Raw genomic sequence first — 18,952 nt, forward strand, 5'->3', positions numbered from 1 at the left:
CCTGAACTATCAAAATAACTTTTCGTTTATTCTTTGTTATTTTCTAACCATTCCAATCTTCTTTCATCCGCAAGGTGCGTGATTTTAAAGTCATCGAAAGTTGCATTAAAACCATTACCATCAGGGCTTGCTGCCATCATACCTACCATAAGAGGTTTGTGATCTGGAAGATAAGCTAGGTTACTCATTTGGTATTTTTTCCCATCTAAAGAGTAGAAAATTTCTACAGCATCTCTTCGTCTGATGGCTTTAATCCAAATTGATTTTGGTTTACCTTCTAAAGCGATAACACTCCAACTAGAATGGTCATTAGTAACTACTGCACTAAAATTATACACCCCATCAACATATTCAATTCCTGTCTTGATCCAATGTTTTTCATCCACTCGAATCATTAATCCCATTTGATCAAATCGAGTTCTATATTCTCCTGTGATTTTTACAGAAACCTCAAATTCTCCACCGCGTTGTGCATAATAAAATGGACCATCATCTATGGTAAATCCATAATGTGTTTTTCTCCAGTAATCTGACTGTGGGGTAACGAACATTTTTAATGAGGAACCATCTACTTCCCATTTCTCTGGGGCATTAAACCATTGCATATCATTTAGGTTTTGGGAAAGTACTACTTGAGAAAATCCCAATAGCAATACTATCAATAAGTTTTTCATGACAATTGTAAATTAGATTTACTAGTAATTTAAAGAAAGATGTTGGTGTAAAAGAAAATATTTAGAATGATTTGAAAAAAAATAAACAAAAAAAAGTAGAACGTAAACAGATTACGTTCTACTTTTTTATTATTGTATTAAGAAATCAATGATAACCTCATATTACTTTAAGCAAGCTAACTACAAACAAGGCCGCCTAAATTTTGGGTGGTCTTTTTTATTGACCAATGAGGTAGATATTATTTCAAATGTTGTTTTAAAAATGCCAATGCTACTTTGTTAGCTTCTTTTGCATCTTTTTCATTATACCTGTCAGAAGAAGGATTCGCAAATGCATGATCTGCTTTATACATCTTAACTTCAAGGTTCTTTTTTGCCTCTTGCATGTGGTCTTCAAAATTGGCCACTACCTCTGGATTAATCCATTTATCTTTTTCTCCAAAGATTCCTAAGACATCACAATTTAATGATGCAAGGCGATCAACATCTTTTACTGGCATACCATAATACATGACACAAGCTTTAGCTTGTTGTTGTAATTGAAGTGCCGCCTGTAATGACCAACCTCCTCCAAAACACCAACCAATAGTGGCAATAACTGCACCTTTACCTACATAAGCTAAAGCTCCCTGAATAATCGATGCAGCCCTTTTGGGGTCACAGGCTTTCATCAATTTTCCAGCTTCTTCTCTTGTAGTACCTACTTTTCCATCATATAAGTCTAGTGCAATCACATTGACATTTCCCAATTCTTTGGACAGACGATTGGATTCATTTCTAACATAATCATTTAACCCCCACCATTCATGAAATACAAAAATATACTTGTTCGACTTTTTCTTTGACGCTACATAATATCCTTTTCCTTGTTTTCCATCTGCTACATCAAAAGTAATTTCAGCACCATTAAAAGAAACATCTCCTAAATCCCTTGACATGGAATGAGCATTTCTGAAAGATTCTTGAGTTGTAAATGCTGCAAAAGCATGTACAGCTTCTATATCTGCATGGCACAATACGGGTTCTTTAGGTTTTTCTGGTTCATGAAGAGCCAATAGAGCGGCAACAAAACTGAAAGTGACTAAAAGGTAAAAATAGAGTGCGTTTTTCATTGTCTTTAAGTTTGGAAGTGGATAATCAGAGTATAAACTCTTCATTGAATAAATGGTTTTTAATTCCAATGAATATAAGGATAAATCGGTAGTTTCACTGATCTAATAATGCGATAAAACAATATATACTTTATTAAAGCTTTATATTTATCCTAGACTTATTATTCAAAAAATTATGTTAGCGTATACTGATAGTAAAGAAAATCAAACTACTCTAGTACTCATCCATGGCTACTGTGAGACTAAAAATTTATGGAACGATTTTATTAAAATAATCACTCCCTACTTCCGAGTAATCTGTATTGATCTTCCTGGATGTGGAGAAAGTCCTAACATTACACAAGCGACTATAGAGTTATCTGATTTTGCAGATCAAATTCATCAAACACTACAAAGCATTGGTGTTCAAAAATATTGTATGGTGGGGCACTCATTGGGTGGGTATGTCACTTTAGCTTACGCTAAGAAATACACTTCCTATCTCAATGGTATTGGACTTTTCCATTCAACAGCATTTGAAGATGATGAAGCAAAAAAAGAAGTAAGAATAAAAGCTGCAGAATTTGTAAGAGAACATGGTGCTAGAGCTTTTGTTGCTCCAATGATTGCCAATCTATTTGATGAAACAAATAGAGAACAGCATAGAGGCATTATTAATAGAATTATCAAAGAAGCAGAAAAAGAGGATGTCGAAAGTATAGCAAAAACCTCTTTGGCAATGAGAGCAAGAGAAGACAGTAGTGAACTTATTAGTGCTCTCAACATCCCTGTACTATTTATCGTCGGTAAAAAAGATGTTGCTGTTCCTCTTACTAAAAGTATAGAACAATGTCATCTGCCAAAAGATGCCCATGTTTATTTCTTCGAAAATGTTGGCCATATGGGAATGTTTGAAGAAACAACTAAGTGCCAACAGGTAATTTTAAACTTTCTTACCTATTGCAGTAATCGATAACATATGTTAATCAATATAAATAATCACTTAATAACCTTACTATTAAGTGATTATTTATATAATTTTAGTTAACAAAGAAGTACAGATTACACCGCTATCTTTACCTATCCCAATAGAATCTGTATTACTTAAAACCAATAGTGACCCAACTGATATAAAAATTTTCTTTACCTAACATATCTATTTATTAACTATGAAAACTTCTAAATTAATTCTACTCCTTGTAGAATTTCTCTACTGTGTATCATTTAGTGCTTTTGCAGATTCTTCATTTAATGATGATAAGAAAAAGTCTAAAAACAAAGACAATGATCTCATCATTATCGAACCTACAAAACATCCCGCAAATTTTGATTACTTCAATACTCCTCCGGAAGTAAAGAAGGCTCCCTATCTTGTTAATATATCAACAGAAAGGTCTTTGGGTCTATTAAAAGATTACAGAAAGCAAACAAGGCATTTAGTTGTAGATACTGAGTCTGATAATATCCTATTTCCAAAGCTTCAGAAGGATATTCACTTTTTAAGAGTCTACAAAGACTCTCATGACCAACAGCCATGCATGATCATTTGGGAAATCAGAGATTATGATGAAAAAGGAGAAATCATCTGGAGAAAGTATACTTATAAAAAGTATAAAACACTTGGATGGAGGCCAGTAAAAAATGATACTATCAAAAAAATCATCTTCTAATCAATAAACAATGATCGCGAATTTTGAACTGCTTATCCATATATTTTGGATAAGTAGTTTATTTTTTGTTATTTTTGACCAATAAGTCAATTAAGGAACTTTTGATAACTTTATGTGACAAAATGCATACTTAGGTGCTGTGATTAATCTGGATATTTGTATTGTTCATTTATTTAAAACATAAAAAACTTAATCATGAATAAAATCCAGAACATCGATCAATACAATGAGTTGATCAGCCAAGGTCAACCTCTATTACTAGATTTCTACGCAGATTGGTGTGGACCTTGTCAGGCATTATTGCCAACAGTTGAGAAACTTTCTGATGAATACCAAGGTAAAGTGGGTATCCACAAGGTAAACATCGAAGAAGTACCAGAACTTGCTACACTACATAAAGTAAGAAGTATCCCTAATTTAGTATTTATCAAAGATCAAGAAGTGGTAAATACACATGTTGGCTTAACAGGAGAAAAAGAATTAAGAAATCAGCTAGACGTTTTAGTCAGCTAATATCCCATTATCATATAGAGTGAGTAAACATTTTTACTCACTCACTTCTTTCTTCTGTGATAGGAATACCCTTACTATAAATAAGTGTTTTTTGATAAACGATAAGCTATGAAGTTTTTAAAAACAACCGGTGAATACCTAGAAATCCAGAATTTTGATATCACATCAGACCAAACTAACTTATTCGAAAACTCAGAAGAGAAGCTTACACTAATTTGGTTTACTGAAAACGATAACTACTTAACTATTGATGGCCGTAGATATACGTTCATGGCCAATGAAATTGTTTTCCTTACAGAGTTTCATCAAATAGAAAATATTCGATTAAACAAAGGAAAAATCTTACGGTTCAACAGACCATTTTACTGTATTTTACACCACGAAACTGATGTAGGATGTAAGGGTATCTTATTTTTTGGGGCATCAAGTCTTCCAAAAATAAACCTCACCAATACTGATGGTGAAACACTTAAGTCTCTTTGGCAAGTATTCGAACACGAGATGAAATCTTCTGATGAACATCAACTAGAGATGTTACAGATGCTTCTAAAACGCCTTCTAATACTCTGCACAAGAATCATGAAGAGACAAACAGATTTATCCACTATAGAAGAAGATAAGATGACCATTGTAAAAGAATTTAATTTCTTAGTAGAACAACACTTTAGAGAAAAGAAATCAGTAGCAGAATATGCTGAATTGCTTCATAAATCTCCCAAGACACTTTCTAATGTATTCAAGTTATTAGGGCAAAAAAAACCACTACAATTTATACAAGAGAGAGTATTACTGGAAGCCAGAAGACAGATTATATATACAGAGAAGTCTATTTCAGAAATCGCTTATGAATTGGGGTATGAAGACCTACAAGCATTCAGTAGATTCTTTAAGAAAACAGAAGGGAGTAGTCCTAGTGAGTATAGGGCACTACATACAAAAAAAGTCAGTTGATAGTATCAACTGACTTTTTTTATTTCCTTTGGAAGGATCTATATTATTTTACAGACATCATTGCTGCAAATTTCTTAGCATCATTAGCTTCTTGAGATTTAGCATACTCATTAGCTACTTTGTTGTAAGTTTCTAAAGCGTTTGCTTGGTCACCGTTTGCTTCATAAGCATACGCTAACTTCATCAAGTAAGCAGGAGTAAATTCTTTATTTGGCTTGTAAGCTACAGCATCTTTGTAAGAAGAGATAGCACTACCAAATTGCTCTTGTTGTACATAAGCATCACCAATTAAAGCATATGCTCTACCTTGTACCAACTCATCATCAGAAGAGAATTTTTCTAAATGTGAGATTGCTTTACCAAACTCGCCCATTCTCATATAAGAAACACCAGCATAGTAGTTAGCAAGATTAGCAGCTTTAGTTCCGCTATACTCATCTGCGATTTGTAAGAAACCACCAGTTAAGTTACCGTCACCGTTAAGTGCCTTACCTAAAGAGTCTTTCTCAAAATAGAAAACTGCAGGAGATAAATCTGCTTGAGCTTTCTTGTTTTGGTTTTCAATGTTTAAACCATATAAGAAGTAACCAGCGATTACAGCTACAACAGCTCCAATAGCACCAAGTACTAAGTTTTTATTTTTATCTAGGAAACCTTGAGTTTCAATAATGTGTTCTTGTAATACCTCTGCACTCTCAAATACCTCAAACTCCTTGTGTTCATCTTGAGTATTACCTTTCTCTACGTTTTTGTTTTTCTCTTTCATGATCGCCATGTATATATACTATAGGTTTCGTCGCCTAAATGTCTTGAATCAATATTTCAGTCGGCAAATTTAAAAAATTTCGGGCAAACATAATATTTTTAAGTTACGTTTGCACTCAAAAATGATCAATATTACACTTATTTCATAAAAAAAGGCTACCCTTTTTTAAGAGTAGCCTAATTTTTTTATGTTTTCTTCAGTTTATGAATCTAAGAAAGGGTAATTTTCTTCAACATAAACGTCAGTGTAAGCTTCTGATTTTTCAGGATATGGAGATTCTTCAGCAAATTTTACAGCTTCTAATACTCGCGCTTTCAACTTCTTATCGAATTCTTTCAATTCTTCTTCAGTTGCCCACTTATTCTTCAAGATCGTTTGTTTTACTTTCTCGATAGGGTCTTGAGCCTTGTACTCTGCTACTTCCTCTTTAGTACGGTATTTAGCAGGGTCAGACATTGAGTGACCTTTATAACGATAAGTTCTAAACTCTAAGAAGTAAGGACCTTTACCTGCACGGATATGAGCAGCAGCCTCTTCCATTGCGATGTGTACTTCTTCTACCGTCATACCGTCTACTGGACGAGATGGGATATCATAAGCAGCACCTAATTCATATAAGTGAGTTACATTTGATGTACGCTCTACTGAAGTACCCATTGCATAACCATTGTTCTCTACAATAAAGATAACTGGTAATTTCCAAGCCATCGCCATGTTGAAGGCTTCGTGCATTGCACCCTGACGGATTGCACCATCACCAAACATAGTTACACAAAGGTTTTTAGTTCCTTTATATTTCTCAGCAAAGCCAAGTCCTGCACCCATTGGGATTTGAGCACCTACGATACCGTGACCACCTGCGAAGTTCACAGATTTATCGAAAATGTGCATTGAACCACCTTTACCTTTAGTTGTACCTGTAGATCTACCATACATTTCAGCCATCACCGCACCTGGATCCGTACCCAACATAATTGGATGCGCGTGGTCACGATATGCTGTAATATAGATATCATCTTTTGTTAACGCTGAAACTTGACCAGCTGCACAAGCTTCTTGTCCGATATATAAGTGACAGAAACCTCTGATTTTTTGCTGACCGTATAGTTGAGCCGTTTTCTCTTCAAAACGTCTAACTAATAACATGTTCTCATACCATTCCCAATATTGTTCTTTGGAGAATGCACGTTCTTCTTTCAGTACTTTTTCTTCTTGAGACATCTCTTGCGGTTGTTGAGTGTTAGCATCAAGCATAAAGATGTAGATGCTAAAAGATATTTTATAATTTTTCGTTTTCGCCCCAAATCTGCTAATAAATCGATAAAAAAACAATCTTATTCGAAGGCAATTACAATGTGAAAGTGATTTTTGTCAAGTTTAACTCTCTTCTTTGCTAATAATTGTTGTCAATATCCATTGACCATAGTTCTTTTTCACAAGTACACCCCGTTCCCATGTGATAAAGTGACACTCGATCAAAGGTGATTTTTTCTCCTATTTTCTGAAATTTATTTTCCAATTTTCCCTGCCCAATTGTAATATGAGGCTGATAGTTTTCATATGCATAATCCACAAAAAATTGATTAAGATAGCTTACCCCAGAAAAGGGCATATCTTTATGTATCACACAAAAGTCATCGTTTTGATGTTCTTCTCTTTCAGAGAAATGATAGTTTTTCATTAATGCACAAACACTATGATGCAAACCAGTTAAACTTTTGTTTAGTTCTAAATTCCAACCTATAGTATTTTTATTATGCTGATATAATGATTTTATTCTTAGAGAAGAGAGTTCTGACAAATCCAAAATCCCTAAATAATCTTCTAACTTACTAATTAATTGATCAATACGATTAGCTTCTACCCTACACATACTGATTGAAATATGCGGAACCGTATGTGTACGTTCTAATTTTAGAGTGGTATCTAAGAGTTGTTGATTAATACTCACTAACTCTTCAATATGCTTTTTTGAAGGAGTTAAAACTAAATCAAGAGCTATATATTTTTTCATACTGTCAACCATCAATAAAAATTTTTCCTAATTCTAATTATTGATGCAACCTACACATTTAATTGTTGTCTTTAGAACAATACTAGTGCAAATTATCAGTAGTAACTCTCTTCAAAAACAATCAATAACTACTGAAACAAAAACTATAAGATCATGATCAAATTAAGTAAACTTCTATTACCTCTTTTAGGAACTCTATTCCTATCCGTATCAGTCTATGGGCAAGATGAAAGAAAAACTGATTTCTACCTTTCTGGTGGTTTGGAAATCATTTTTTCAGGAATGACGGCAGTCAATATCAACAATCAAGAAATACAGAATGATGTGATTCGTTTTGCTCCCTTTTTTAATGGGCAGACTTATGTGAATATGGATCTTGGAAATCATTTTGGCCTTTTCGCAGGTTTATCAATCCGAAACCTAGGTTTTATTTTTGATGTTCCTGACGAGTATAAAGAGGATGGAATAACAGGTTCAATGCGTAAAAAAATGAGAACTTATAACGTAGGTGTTCCTGTTGGTTTTAAACTCGGTAACCTCAATGGATTCTTTCTTTATGGAGGTTATGAAATTGAACAGCCAATACATTATAAAGAAAAAACATTTGTAGGAGGGAATAAAACGGATAAGTTCTCTTTATGGTTTACTGATCGAGTAAATGTGCAACAGAGTGTAATGCTAGGTATTCAATTTGCCGAAGGCACTAACCTCAAATTCAAATATTACTTAGACCCATTCTTTAATGATTCTTGGGGAAGCAATCAAGCTAATATTCAAGGAACAACATTAAGTTATAATCAAATTAGTGGTAATGTCTTCTACTTTTCTCTGAACTGCGATATCTTCGATACGAAAAGAAAAATTAATAGAATAAAAAAGGCTAAAGTAACCTTCGATTAATAAATATATTTATGAACAAAAAACGTCTGTATTTTAGTCAATACAGACGTTTTTTTATATCTAGAGTGATCGCAAAAGAACTCATTTACTGCTTTTTCAAAAAATAATTGAGGCTCAGTGTAACATTTCCCAATAACTTGTATCTAAAGAGATGAAAACAAAAAATTTAAGCTCTCAATGTATAACCAATGAAATTTGAAGAAATATATCAGAACTATTGGCAAAAAGTCTTTCGACTAGCAATGGGATATGTCAATGATCATGACCTTGCTAAAGATCTGACACAAGATGTTTTCATTATTGTGTACCAAAAGCTCTCTACTTTCAATAAACAATCAAGTATTGGAACTTGGATATTCAGAATTGCCTCAAATACTTGTTTACGTTCAGTAGAAAAAAGACAAAAGCACCAAACAACTGAATTACCTCAAGATTTGTCTGCTCCAGAAAATCAATTTGAAGACAATGATCAGATAAAGTTTCTCTACCAATGTATCTCAACATTATCTGAAATTGATAGACTGATTATCTCTTTAGAACTCGAGGAGGTTCCACAAAATGAAATTGCTGAAATCGTAGGATTATCGAATGGAAATGTTCGAACTAAAATCCATAGAATAAAAGAAAAATTAAATAAAAAAATGTCGCGTTATGAGTACTCTAGATCTTAAGAATTTATGGCAACAACAATCTTCTTCACAACCTAATGTTGAAGAAGTATTACAAAAAGCGAAATCATATAAGAAAAAGTCTCAGCAGTCGATGATCATCTCACATATCACCGCTTTTGGTACCATCGCTTATTTATTATTTATCGCTTTTTATTATGACCCTGAAGTCATTCTTCCAAAAATAGGTATCGGTTTATCGATCTTAGCGGTAGTGATCTACATCTATTCTATTAATGCACTATACCAACTCGTTAATAATATAGGTTTTGATACTGCATCAATAGATTATATCAAAAAACTGAAGGAGATAAAAGAAAAACAAAGGAAGATTCAGACAACAACAACTTCTCTTTATTTCATTCTATTCTCTTTAGGTTTAGGATTTTATATGGCAGAATACCTAGTCGCACTAAGTCCTAATTATTCTATACCGATTGCTATAACTACTATCATTTGGGTTGGTATCAATTGGTTTATTTTTAGACCTAGATTAATTAAGAAACAGACCAAAAAGATAGATGAATTAATCAAATACTTTGGAGACTTAGAAAAGAATGTCGACTAACAAAAAAGAGGTTGTATCAAGTAATATTGGTACAACCTCTTTCGCTATATTATTTTAAGCTACTTTCTGTCAAACTCACTTAATTCAAATACTTTCTCAAGAATTTGACGATCATGAATAGTAAAGTCTGCCTTACGTCTTGCAAATACACGTTCTGCAATTTCTATCATTTTATCAAGGTTGGCTACATCATTAGAATCAATAGCACCCCATGCAAAAGATGGAATATGTTTCGGAGGGAAACCTCCTCCAAAAATATGTGCTGAAACTCCTACTACTGTACCTGTATTAAACATAGTATTAATACCTGCTTTACAATAGTCTGCCATCATCATACCACAGAATTGCTGTCCTGTACTCACATATTTACGATCACTATAACTCCAGATTCTTACCGGACCATAGTTATTTTTAAGGTTAGAGTTATTGGTATCCGCTCCTAAGTTACACCATTCACCAACTACAGAATTGCCTAGGTAACCATCATGAGCCTTATTAGAATAACCAAAAACAACAGAGTTATTAATTTCTCCACCAATTTTACAATGCGGTCCAAATGAACAATCTTCTCGAATTTTTGCACCCATGTTAATACGAGTTCCTTCTCCGATTGCACAAGTACCCTGAATAATCACTCCTTCTTCAATAACAGCATTTTTACCTATATAAATAGGCCCTTTTTGTGCGTTTAGAATAGATGCTCTCACTTCTACTCCTTCTTCAACAAAAATATTTGCTCTACCATATACAACTGTATGTGGATCTTCGATATGATGACTGACTCTACCTCTAGTCACCACCTCAAAATCCAACATAATCTGCTCCCTATTGTGAGTAAAAATCTCCCAAGGGTGTTTTATAAGTACTACTTCATCAGCAGGTACTTCGATTTTTTCGAAATCACCTGGTTCATCAGTCATTTTATTAAACTGATGAGAAGTATGTAAGACCAATAAATCGTCTCCACAAACTAATCCCTGCCCTTCCTTTAAATTTTCAATACGTTGAATTAAAGGCTTATTAGGACATAAAGAACCATTGATATAATATTGGTCTGATGTATCGTGATTTAACGTAAATTTCCCTTGTAGGTACTCTTCTGTTAGAAATGAAATCTTTGAATTATCAAAAGCTTGCTCCCACTTTTCATGGATTTTAAAAATGCCTACGCGTATATCAGCTATGGGTCTAATAAAAGTAAAAGGGAGCAATTGTACCCTTGCTAAAGGGTTATCGAATAATATGATATTCATGTATTTAGGTATTAATGCTGCACATGCAACATGCTTATAACGAACAAATTAAAAAATCTTTGGTCGGATATAATTACGACAGTATATCGATTTTGTTACAAAATTGCGTTTTAAACTTTTCTATAACAAAAAAAAGCCATGATTTCGAAATGAAACCATGGCTCTTTGTAAAGAAATAGATGACTATTTCTTCTTTCCGTATTTTTTGTTGAATCTATCAACACGACCAGCAGCAGAGATAGCAGCTTTCTTACCAGTGTAGAACGGGTGAGAAGCAGAAGAAATCTCGACTTTGAATAAAGGATAAGTTTCACCTTCGAATTCGATAGTCTCAGATGTAGCTACTGTTGATCCAATAAGGAACTTTTCGTTTGAAGTCAAATCGTGGAAAACCACTGGTCTGAACTCCGGATGAATGTCTTTTTTCATCTTTAAAATATTTTTTACTTTTTCTGTAATCCCAAATCGAAATGCAAAAGTAGTATTTTTAAATCACTGATACAAAATAAATTGCAACTTATTCTATAACAACTATAAATATCTAACAAAATCTACTTAAATCGGTTAAAACCAAGTAGCTACACTAATTGTCTTTGTAAAAGACTCAATGTCTCCTTGTTGATTTTCAGACTGTAACATTAATATAAACTGACCATAAAATCGTTGTCCATCATCTCTACTTCCATCCCATTTTAATTGATCACCATACGACAACTCATAATTATTTACGATTGATTTTACCAGTTTTCCAGACATATCAAACAGTTCTAATCGAAGAATATATACGGCATCTTGAGTCGTATTTTGTACCTCAAGAAAATCATCAATACCATCTCCATTAGGTGTAATCAATGTTTTATTAATAACTAAACCTCCAAAATCATTAAAACTATCATTTCCATTACCTTCTCGAGAGTTTCTTTCAGTAGGTGTTGCAAATCCACTACTTTCTGTAGCAGACACCCAATATTTGGAACTGTCATGTTTCTTATCAAAACTTGATCGCTCTAGGGATACATCTTCAACATTTTCTAGATAATGTTGGTGCATTCTTTCATGATAACTAAAGGCATCAATTAAGGAATCCGTTTCATTTAATATAGCTACCCCACCTTCATCATTCGGAAAAGAAGGAAGTTTTAACTCAAAAAGTAATTCTTTATCAACAGATGGATAAAAATTCAAAAAGTTATCAACATCTTCTGTGAACACGAAATAAGAAAAAGGTGGTATTACTAAATGATCTGTGGATATCCTTTTAAAATCATGAACTTCTCCATCTCTAAGGTTAGCAAGTTTGTATTCTTTCAAATCAATATATTGAGCAGAAGTATTATGTATTTCTACAAAATCATTCTTTAGTGGAGAAGGATTAAAGAGTATCTCTGATAAATAAAGATCATTTTCGGGGTGTTCATTTAGTCTATGAATAGTTGAAGAGATTATTTCTGTATTAGTAAAGCAATCTTTTATTCCCTCTAATACTACCTCATTTTCATCAGTTAAAAATAAACACTGAAACCCTAAACTTTTTTGATCTAAAATATGGATGTCATTATTATTTATTGATCTCCCATTCACTTCAACAGAATAATTTAATGAAATATCCCAATCTATATTTTCTGTAAACTGAACAATTACTGAATCTCTAAATGAAAAAGCTTGAGCAATGGTTGGTGCATTAATATCAATGAGTGATTGAGAAATTGAATTTTGTTCACCTGCTGTCCCACCTCTGTCGTCAATGGAAGCTGACCAGTTATCTTCACTTTTACACAAGCTATTAATATCAATTAATTCTAAAGACCAGCCACCTTCATTTTTTCTTGTACTTTGATAAAAGGATTTATGATATTTCACTCGGTCAATAATTTCACCTTTTTGATTTACAATAGAAATATCTCCCTCTTCATTTGGTAATGACCTCCATCCTTCTACCCCAATTGCACTAATTCCTAGATCTTCAAATTCTTGTAAGTTATCAACAGGACATAATACTTGATATTCACTTGGAATAATCCAATTATCAGGTAGGTGTATTGTATCACCATTCACTAACATTCTGCACCGATCCAATGAAAGATAATACTTACTTTGGTTATGCACCTCCACGTATTCAGAATCAGGCATTTGACGTTTTGGTGAATGATCAATCATTAACTCAGTTATCAACAGTTGTTGACTAGTGATTAATTTTGGTATTACAAAGCCCTTACGATATGAATTTTGAAGGTTGTTAAAACAATCAACAAAGTTATCAACAGTTAAATATATCAACATTCCGGATGGTAACTCTTTTTCGAATATCAGTTTCAACCGGTAGTTATCAACAAAATATGACTTATTCACAGAGTTATCAACATTGCTAAGCGAATAATCCATTGTATTTTTCAAAGATTCTAACAATAAAGCTTCAGAAAAATAAACATCCATCTCATAACTGTTGATAACTTTTACTTTTTCGATTATCGGATCCTCAAAATCTTGTAATGTTCCAAAAATAGAATTTTGTTCACATAGAGAATGTCCAGCAGAATTATCACTATAATTCCAATTCACTAAAGGATCACAATTAAATAATGGATCAATTCGTTCTAGAGTTACGCCACCATCATTTGATGAAGGAAACAATTGATCTGAAAAAGTAAAATCATCAATAACAATATGACTATAATCGATCAACTGACATTCAAAATTCGAGTTAGTTAAAGTAGGTAGTCCGTCAATTTCAATTATTCTTCTTTTATTATTAAAAGTAAATTTTCTTAAATCATCAACATCGATAAGTACGGCAAATTCAGATGGAGGTAAATAATAATTAGGCAATGGGATAGTGTCCTCATTTACTTTCAATCTTAAACCAACTAGATTCAGAGTATCCTTAGAAGAATTAAATATCTCAATAAATTCAGCCTCAGGTCCTCCTATTGAAGGAAAAGGATCAATCATAAATTCATTAAATACAATATCATGTTCCGTAATTGCTTTTGGGAATTGTATTGCTATTGCAACAGCCTCACTTAAGTTATGATTGAAGTCGGATATTCCCTCTGCTATCTCCAACAGCGATGTCTCATTATAATTAAGTGGGTTACTAAAATGTATCACTATTTTTTGATCTACAACTTCTACTTTATCGACAATATTTCCCTTTAATAAAAAACGACTTTTGATCTCATTTCTAGATTCTTCTATAGATTCAGAATAATATAACGTCAGACTATTCATGGAAGAAACCTCAGCTGATAATAATGTCGGAGGAGTTTGATCCAATGTAAATCGAATCGTTCCATTGGAAAGAAAATCTCCCTCACAAGTCTTTAATCCTTTTATGTCTAAAGTGTATTCATCATTTTCAATTAAGTTTTCTTCGAACTGAATTAGTATAGAATTCTCATCAACTACCCAATGTCTAATAGATCTATTTTCAAATTCAATATTAGAATCCTTGTCTAGTATTTTATTAAAGTACACATACAACTTATCGGGATTAATCACTTTACTATCCTCAACAATTAGATCAAAATTCGTATAAGAATATTCAAAAGACTCAGAGGCAATGTCTATTTTTTGATAATGGTTTACATTCTTATTTTCATCTTCCAATCCGAATACTTCTACATACTGATTACAGCCTAAAGGATTCAGAATACTTAATCGTGTTTTCGAACATTCAATTTGTGTATTTTCTATTAACCTTCCACAAACCTTAATACTATCCATTTTGATTATTTTCTCAGAGAAACTGAGATGTAAAGTATCATTATGAGTCCATACTTTTTTTAATGAGGGTAAGGTGAGATCAAAAAGCATTTTGAGACTTCTTTTCTTCATCAGATTCCCTGCCTTATCTTTAATATTTTGAACTACTAAAGTGTATTCATACAAATCTTTAAAATAGCTAGTAGGATAAATGAGATGAATAGTTTTAAGATCAATCATTACCACTTCTAATGGTTGTTCTTCTTGAATACTGTAATTAAATCGGTGCAATAGTGAGTACTCTTCTATTTCTTCAGAGAAAATCACTTCTAGACTTGAGTCAGATAAAAAACCAAATGAAGTAACCTTGGGTAATTGAGTATCATATTCAAAATACATTTCTAGTGAATCAACAGAATTTCCTAAAGTATCTACATTATTATACAGTGTAAGATGCAATTCTTCATTTTCTGGAAATACATCATTTATGTATATGGTATCCGAAATGATAAAGTCTTGTGTAGAAGAAAAATTTTCAAATAAAGACTGTTCCTCATCTTTTATTGATACTAATTCATACTTTGAAGGCTCTGATAAAGTAAAAGATACAGAAAACGGACTTTCTATTTTTACACTTTCTAAGTGAGGAGGAACTTCATCTTTGTGTGTATAGGTCATTCTATCATAAAGAAGGTAATTTCCTTCAGTATCACAGAGGTTTTCCACTTCAATCAGATACTTCTCATTATAAGTTAGACCAGAAGGCAACTGAACGGTAATTATATGTTCAGCATGATGATTAACTTCTAATTCTTCGCTATTAAAGAAGATAGAGGTTGGCTCTATACAATCTCGGACAACATCTTCATCAAAAAGTATATCCAGTTCATTTTGGCTCTTAGCTTGAAGTATTAAAATCGTTGGAGGAAAAGTGTCTTTTACTTTTTCATGCCGAACAAGCGATGATTTCTTGTACGAGAAATGTTTGCCTCTAGCAGAAGATGTAAATAAAGAACTAAAACCAGTTCGATGAGGGCCTTCAGTTACAGAAAGCGAAAACTGAAGAACATCTGTCCCATTAATTTTTAAGAACCATTCATTACCATAAGACACTAATCTTACATCATTCCATAACTCACCATATTTCCATGGAAAATTTGTTGAAACAATACGTTCACCAAAATGTTCTACCCTTAAGTTACTACCAAGGTGGATACATAGTTCATCTTCAATGATCCACCAATTGGTCAAATTTGTTTTCTGAAGTGATGAAGAGACTACAAAATTCTGTTGAACCTGAAGATTCCACACTAGTGTGTCTGGAGAATTATAAAGCCACTCTTCTTTATGAAAGAGTTGAACATCTCTTTGTCCAGTTCCGCCGTCAGTTTTAAGGCTTGCAATAGAATCTCCGATAAATTGATAACCTCCTGTGGGAGTTTTTCCACTAGATTTTAGTTTTTGTTCTAATTGATCTGTAAAAAAAACTGAAAAATAATTAGTGGCTTGAGAGTAGGCCGTAAACGGCAGAAGCAACATTAAAAAGAGATAACTCTTTAATAATGTTTTCATTAAGTTTAGCATTTGAAGAGAAATTTATGAATCGTTAAAATAAAAAAGTCTCAATAGTGACTTCTCTCACTATTGATTAAAACTTTTGTCATAAGCAATTTGAAAAACTCAAATTACTTTTGCAATGGATAATTCTGATAAAAGCGCACAGTCGGGAGTGATTTTCGCTCTTGGCTGTGTTTTTTTTGTCTAAAAAGTAACAAATGTCATTTTTTTTTGGAAAATTGTTAATACATGTATTACTTTTAAACGCTTTTATCAGAATTATCCACTTACAATAAAAAAGATGAAATTGGTACAACCCACCTGTGCACTTAAAGCTAAGGGAAGCCAATCTTTGTTTTCTTGTCTTACACCTGATCAACTAGAAAAAGTTCAGCAACATACTTGTCAGTTCTACAAAAAAGGGCAACCTATTTTCCAAGAAGAGTCAGTACCAACTGGAGTTTTTTGTATCAGTGATGGACTAGTCAAAGTAACTAAGTTAGGAAGCAACGGTAAAGAACAAATTTTACGCATTGCTAAACCTGGCGATTTTGTTGGCTACAAATCCTTAATTAAGGGCAATCGATATCGTGCATCTGCGATAGCGATAGAAGATTCATCAATTTGTCTTATTCCTAAAGCGATTTTTATGGAGTTACTCCATGAGAATGTTGCTTTCTACCAGCAAATCGTTCATTTACTGTGTGATGAGATAGACAATGCTGAATCAAAACTTACTGATATCGCTTACAAACCTGTAAGAGGTAGAATTGCAGAAGCTTTGCTTCTATTAGACAAAGCTTTTGAGGACAAAGAACAAATAACCCTAACTAGAGAGGATCTTGCAGGCCTTGTAGGTACTGTGAAAGAAACCGCAATCAGAATTATTTCAGAGTTCAAACATGAGAAACTGATTGAAATCAACAAAAGAAGTATCAAAATAATTAATCCTGATGGCTTAGTAAAAATCAGTCATCTCTACGATTAATTAAGTCCTTCTTTTCAAGAAATAGGTATAAATAGCCATTAACCTCACACGTTATGGCTATTTTTTTTATTCAATTTTTTGCTCTATTTCTTATATAATTCACAATTTTTCGTCGGAAAAACATCTTTTTTCTCAAATTCCATTATTGAATATTTGAAATTTAGTACTTTTGCGATGTCTATAAAGGTACAACCCCCTATTTTTTAGGAATTTCAACTAAAAAACAAACCCTATTGCAACCATGAAGAAGGATGATATCATCTTCGATCTAATAGATCGCGAAAAAGAAAGACAAATTTCAGGCATCGAGCTTATTGCCTCAGAAAACTTTGCTTCAGAGCAAGTGAGAGCAGCTATGGGCAGTGTATTAACAAACAAATACGCTGAAGGCTTGCCTGGCAAACGTTATTACGGTGGTTGTGAAGTAGTTGATGAGGTAGAAAACCTTGCTATCGACCGTCTAAAAGAACTATTTGGTGCGGCTTGGGCCAATGTTCAACCTCACTCTGGTGCACAAGCAAATGCAGCTGTTATGCTTGCTGTATTAAAGCCAGGTGATAAAATTTTAGGTTTTGACTTATCTCATGGTGGTCACCTAACACACGGTTCTCCTGTAAACTTCTCAGGAAAACTTTACAAGCCAACGTTCTATGGTGTAGAAAAAGAAACAGGATTAATCGACTTCGATAAAGTTGTTGAAACTGCTCGTAAAGAAAAGCCTCAATTAATTATTGCTGGTGCTTCTGCTTACTCTCGTGAGTGGGATTATAAAAAATTACGTGCCGTGGCAGACGAAATTGGAGCATTATTACTTGCTGATATTTCACACCCATCAGGTTTAATCGCTAAAGGTAAACTTGATGATCCTATCAAACACTGTCATATCGTAACTACTACAACTCACAAGACACTTCGTGGTCCAAGAGGTGGTGTTATCATGATGGGTGAGGATTTCGAAAACCCTTGGGGATTAAAAACTCCAAAAGGTAAAACACGTATGATGTCTTCTTTATTAGACTCTGGTGTATTCCCTGGTACTCAAGGTGGTCCTCTTGAGCATGTTATCGCAGCTAAAGCAATTGCTTTTGGTGAAGCTTTAACTCCTGAGTATGATGCATATGTAACTCAAGTTCAAAAGAACGCACAAGAAATGGCTAAGCACTTCCTAGCAAAAGGATATGAAATCATTTCTGGTGGTACTGATAACCATATGATGTTGATCGACTTACGTTCGAAAAACTTAACTGGTAAGATTGCTGAGAACACTTTAATCAAAGCGGATATCACAATCAATAAAAACATGGTTCCATTTGATGACAAATCACCATTTGTTACTTCTGGTATGCGTGTTGGTACTGCTGCCGTTACTACTCGTGGCTTAAAAGAAGCTGATATGGGTAAAATCGTTGACTTCATCGATCGTGTATTGATGAATCATGAAAATGATGCTGAAATTGAGAAAGTGAAAACTGAGATCAATGAGTGGATGCGTCAATTCCCATTATTTCAGTGGTAATTAAACATATTATAAGTATTTGATTTTCAAATGCTGACTAAAAGCTAAGTTCTTCATTGGACTTAGCTTTTTTTATATCAAATCACTAGCATTCAACTCATTGAATAAGTTTTTCATCGTT

Annotated in this window: 17 protein-coding genes; 9 read left to right on the forward strand and 8 right to left on the reverse strand. The window is 33.3% G+C overall.

Translation table 11 applies throughout. The annotated features are described in order from the left end of the window. Positions 1–26 precede the first annotated feature (26 nt). Positions 27–674: a DUF1349 domain-containing protein gene (locus tag HGP29_RS26130; protein WP_168885421.1), complete on the reverse strand. Its 648-nt coding sequence runs from the start codon at positions 672–674 to the stop codon at positions 27–29. A 239-nt stretch (positions 675–913) separates the two neighbouring features. Continuing rightward, on the reverse strand, positions 914–1,831 hold the full coding sequence (locus HGP29_RS26135; protein WP_211093426.1) for a dienelactone hydrolase family protein: 918 nt from the start codon (positions 1,829–1,831) through the stop codon (positions 914–916). 130 nt (positions 1,832–1,961) lie between these two features. On the opposite strand from HGP29_RS26135, the gene HGP29_RS26140 reads away from it, so the two are divergent. The 4 genes from HGP29_RS26140 to HGP29_RS26155 all read left to right on the forward strand — a co-directional run bounded on the left by HGP29_RS26140 (position 1,962) and on the right by HGP29_RS26155 (position 4,899). Further along, positions 1,962–2,741, forward strand: a complete 780-nt coding sequence (locus HGP29_RS26140; RefSeq protein ID WP_168885422.1) for an alpha/beta fold hydrolase — start codon at positions 1,962–1,964, stop codon at positions 2,739–2,741. 193 nt (positions 2,742–2,934) lie between these two features. Beyond that, positions 2,935–3,435 carry a hypothetical protein gene (locus tag HGP29_RS26145; protein WP_168885423.1) on the forward strand — a complete coding sequence of 167 codons (501 nt, stop codon included), beginning with the start codon at positions 2,935–2,937 and terminating at the stop codon, positions 3,433–3,435. Positions 3,436–3,630: 195 nt separating this feature from the next. Continuing rightward, a complete protein-coding gene (trxA, locus tag HGP29_RS26150) occupies positions 3,631–3,948 on the forward strand; it encodes a thioredoxin (RefSeq protein ID WP_168885424.1) in 318 nt (105 codons plus the stop codon). 108 nt (positions 3,949–4,056) lie between these two features. Continuing rightward, on the forward strand, positions 4,057–4,899 hold the full coding sequence (locus tag HGP29_RS26155) for a helix-turn-helix domain-containing protein (protein ID WP_168885425.1): 843 nt from the start codon (positions 4,057–4,059) through the stop codon (positions 4,897–4,899). A gap of 43 nt (positions 4,900–4,942) precedes the next feature. Here the strand turns inward: HGP29_RS26155 and HGP29_RS26160 are convergent, their stop codons facing one another. The 3 genes from HGP29_RS26160 to HGP29_RS26170 form a co-directional block, all read right to left on the reverse strand. After that, positions 4,943–5,665 (reverse strand): tetratricopeptide repeat protein, encoded by a 723-nt coding sequence (locus HGP29_RS26160; RefSeq protein WP_235958355.1) that lies wholly within the window; start codon positions 5,663–5,665, stop codon positions 4,943–4,945. Between the two features lie 201 nt (positions 5,666–5,866). Next, positions 5,867–6,886 carry a pyruvate dehydrogenase (acetyl-transferring) E1 component subunit alpha gene (gene pdhA / locus HGP29_RS26165; protein ID WP_211093429.1) on the reverse strand — a complete coding sequence of 340 codons (1,020 nt, stop codon included), beginning with the start codon at positions 6,884–6,886 and terminating at the stop codon, positions 5,867–5,869. Positions 6,887–7,058: 172 nt separating this feature from the next. After that, on the reverse strand, positions 7,059–7,679 hold the full coding sequence (locus HGP29_RS26170; protein ID WP_168885428.1) for a hypothetical protein: 621 nt from the start codon (positions 7,677–7,679) through the stop codon (positions 7,059–7,061). 153 nt (positions 7,680–7,832) lie between these two features. On the opposite strand from HGP29_RS26170, the gene HGP29_RS26175 reads away from it, so the two are divergent. The 3 genes from HGP29_RS26175 (at position 7,833) to HGP29_RS26185 (ending at position 9,815) form a co-directional block, all read left to right on the forward strand. Further along, complete coding sequence (locus HGP29_RS26175) at positions 7,833–8,579, forward strand: hypothetical protein (protein WP_168885429.1); 747 nt, start codon at positions 7,833–7,835, stop codon at positions 8,577–8,579. A gap of 188 nt (positions 8,580–8,767) precedes the next feature. Next, entirely contained in the window at positions 8,768–9,250 is a 483-nt protein-coding gene (locus HGP29_RS26180; RefSeq protein ID WP_168885430.1) for an RNA polymerase sigma factor, read from the forward strand. Then, on the forward strand, positions 9,231–9,815 hold the full coding sequence (locus HGP29_RS26185; protein ID WP_168885431.1) for a hypothetical protein: 585 nt from the start codon (positions 9,231–9,233) through the stop codon (positions 9,813–9,815). Before HGP29_RS26180 ends, HGP29_RS26185 begins: the two co-directional genes overlap by 20 nt. A 59-nt stretch (positions 9,816–9,874) precedes the next feature. Here HGP29_RS26185 and HGP29_RS26190 read toward each other — a convergent pair whose 3' ends face one another. From HGP29_RS26190 to HGP29_RS26200, 3 genes are all read right to left on the reverse strand, one after another. Next, the gene (locus HGP29_RS26190; RefSeq protein WP_168885432.1) at positions 9,875–11,068 is read right to left on the reverse strand and encodes a GlmU family protein; all 1,194 of its coding nucleotides are present in this window, start codon (positions 11,066–11,068) and stop codon (positions 9,875–9,877) included. 183 nt (positions 11,069–11,251) lie between these two features. Then, a complete protein-coding gene (locus tag HGP29_RS26195) occupies positions 11,252–11,497 on the reverse strand; it encodes a type B 50S ribosomal protein L31 (RefSeq protein WP_168885433.1) in 246 nt (81 codons plus the stop codon). Positions 11,498–11,632: 135 nt separating this feature from the next. Beyond that, the gene (locus tag HGP29_RS26200; protein WP_168885434.1) at positions 11,633–16,342 is read right to left on the reverse strand and encodes a hypothetical protein; all 4,710 of its coding nucleotides are present in this window, start codon (positions 16,340–16,342) and stop codon (positions 11,633–11,635) included. A gap of 286 nt (positions 16,343–16,628) precedes the next feature. On the opposite strand from HGP29_RS26200, the gene HGP29_RS26205 reads away from it, so the two are divergent. Together HGP29_RS26205 and glyA are read left to right on the forward strand one after the other, a co-directional pair. Next, complete coding sequence (locus HGP29_RS26205) at positions 16,629–17,315, forward strand: Crp/Fnr family transcriptional regulator (RefSeq protein ID WP_168885435.1); 687 nt, start codon at positions 16,629–16,631, stop codon at positions 17,313–17,315. 241 nt (positions 17,316–17,556) lie between these two features. Beyond that, complete coding sequence (glyA, locus tag HGP29_RS26210) at positions 17,557–18,831, forward strand: serine hydroxymethyltransferase (protein WP_168885436.1); 1,275 nt, start codon at positions 17,557–17,559, stop codon at positions 18,829–18,831. Positions 18,832–18,952: the final 121 nt, after the last annotated feature.

Source organism: Flammeovirga agarivorans (genome assembly GCF_012641475.1).
In the GTDB taxonomy this organism is placed as follows: Bacteria; Bacteroidota; Bacteroidia; order Cytophagales; family Flammeovirgaceae; genus Flammeovirga; species Flammeovirga agarivorans.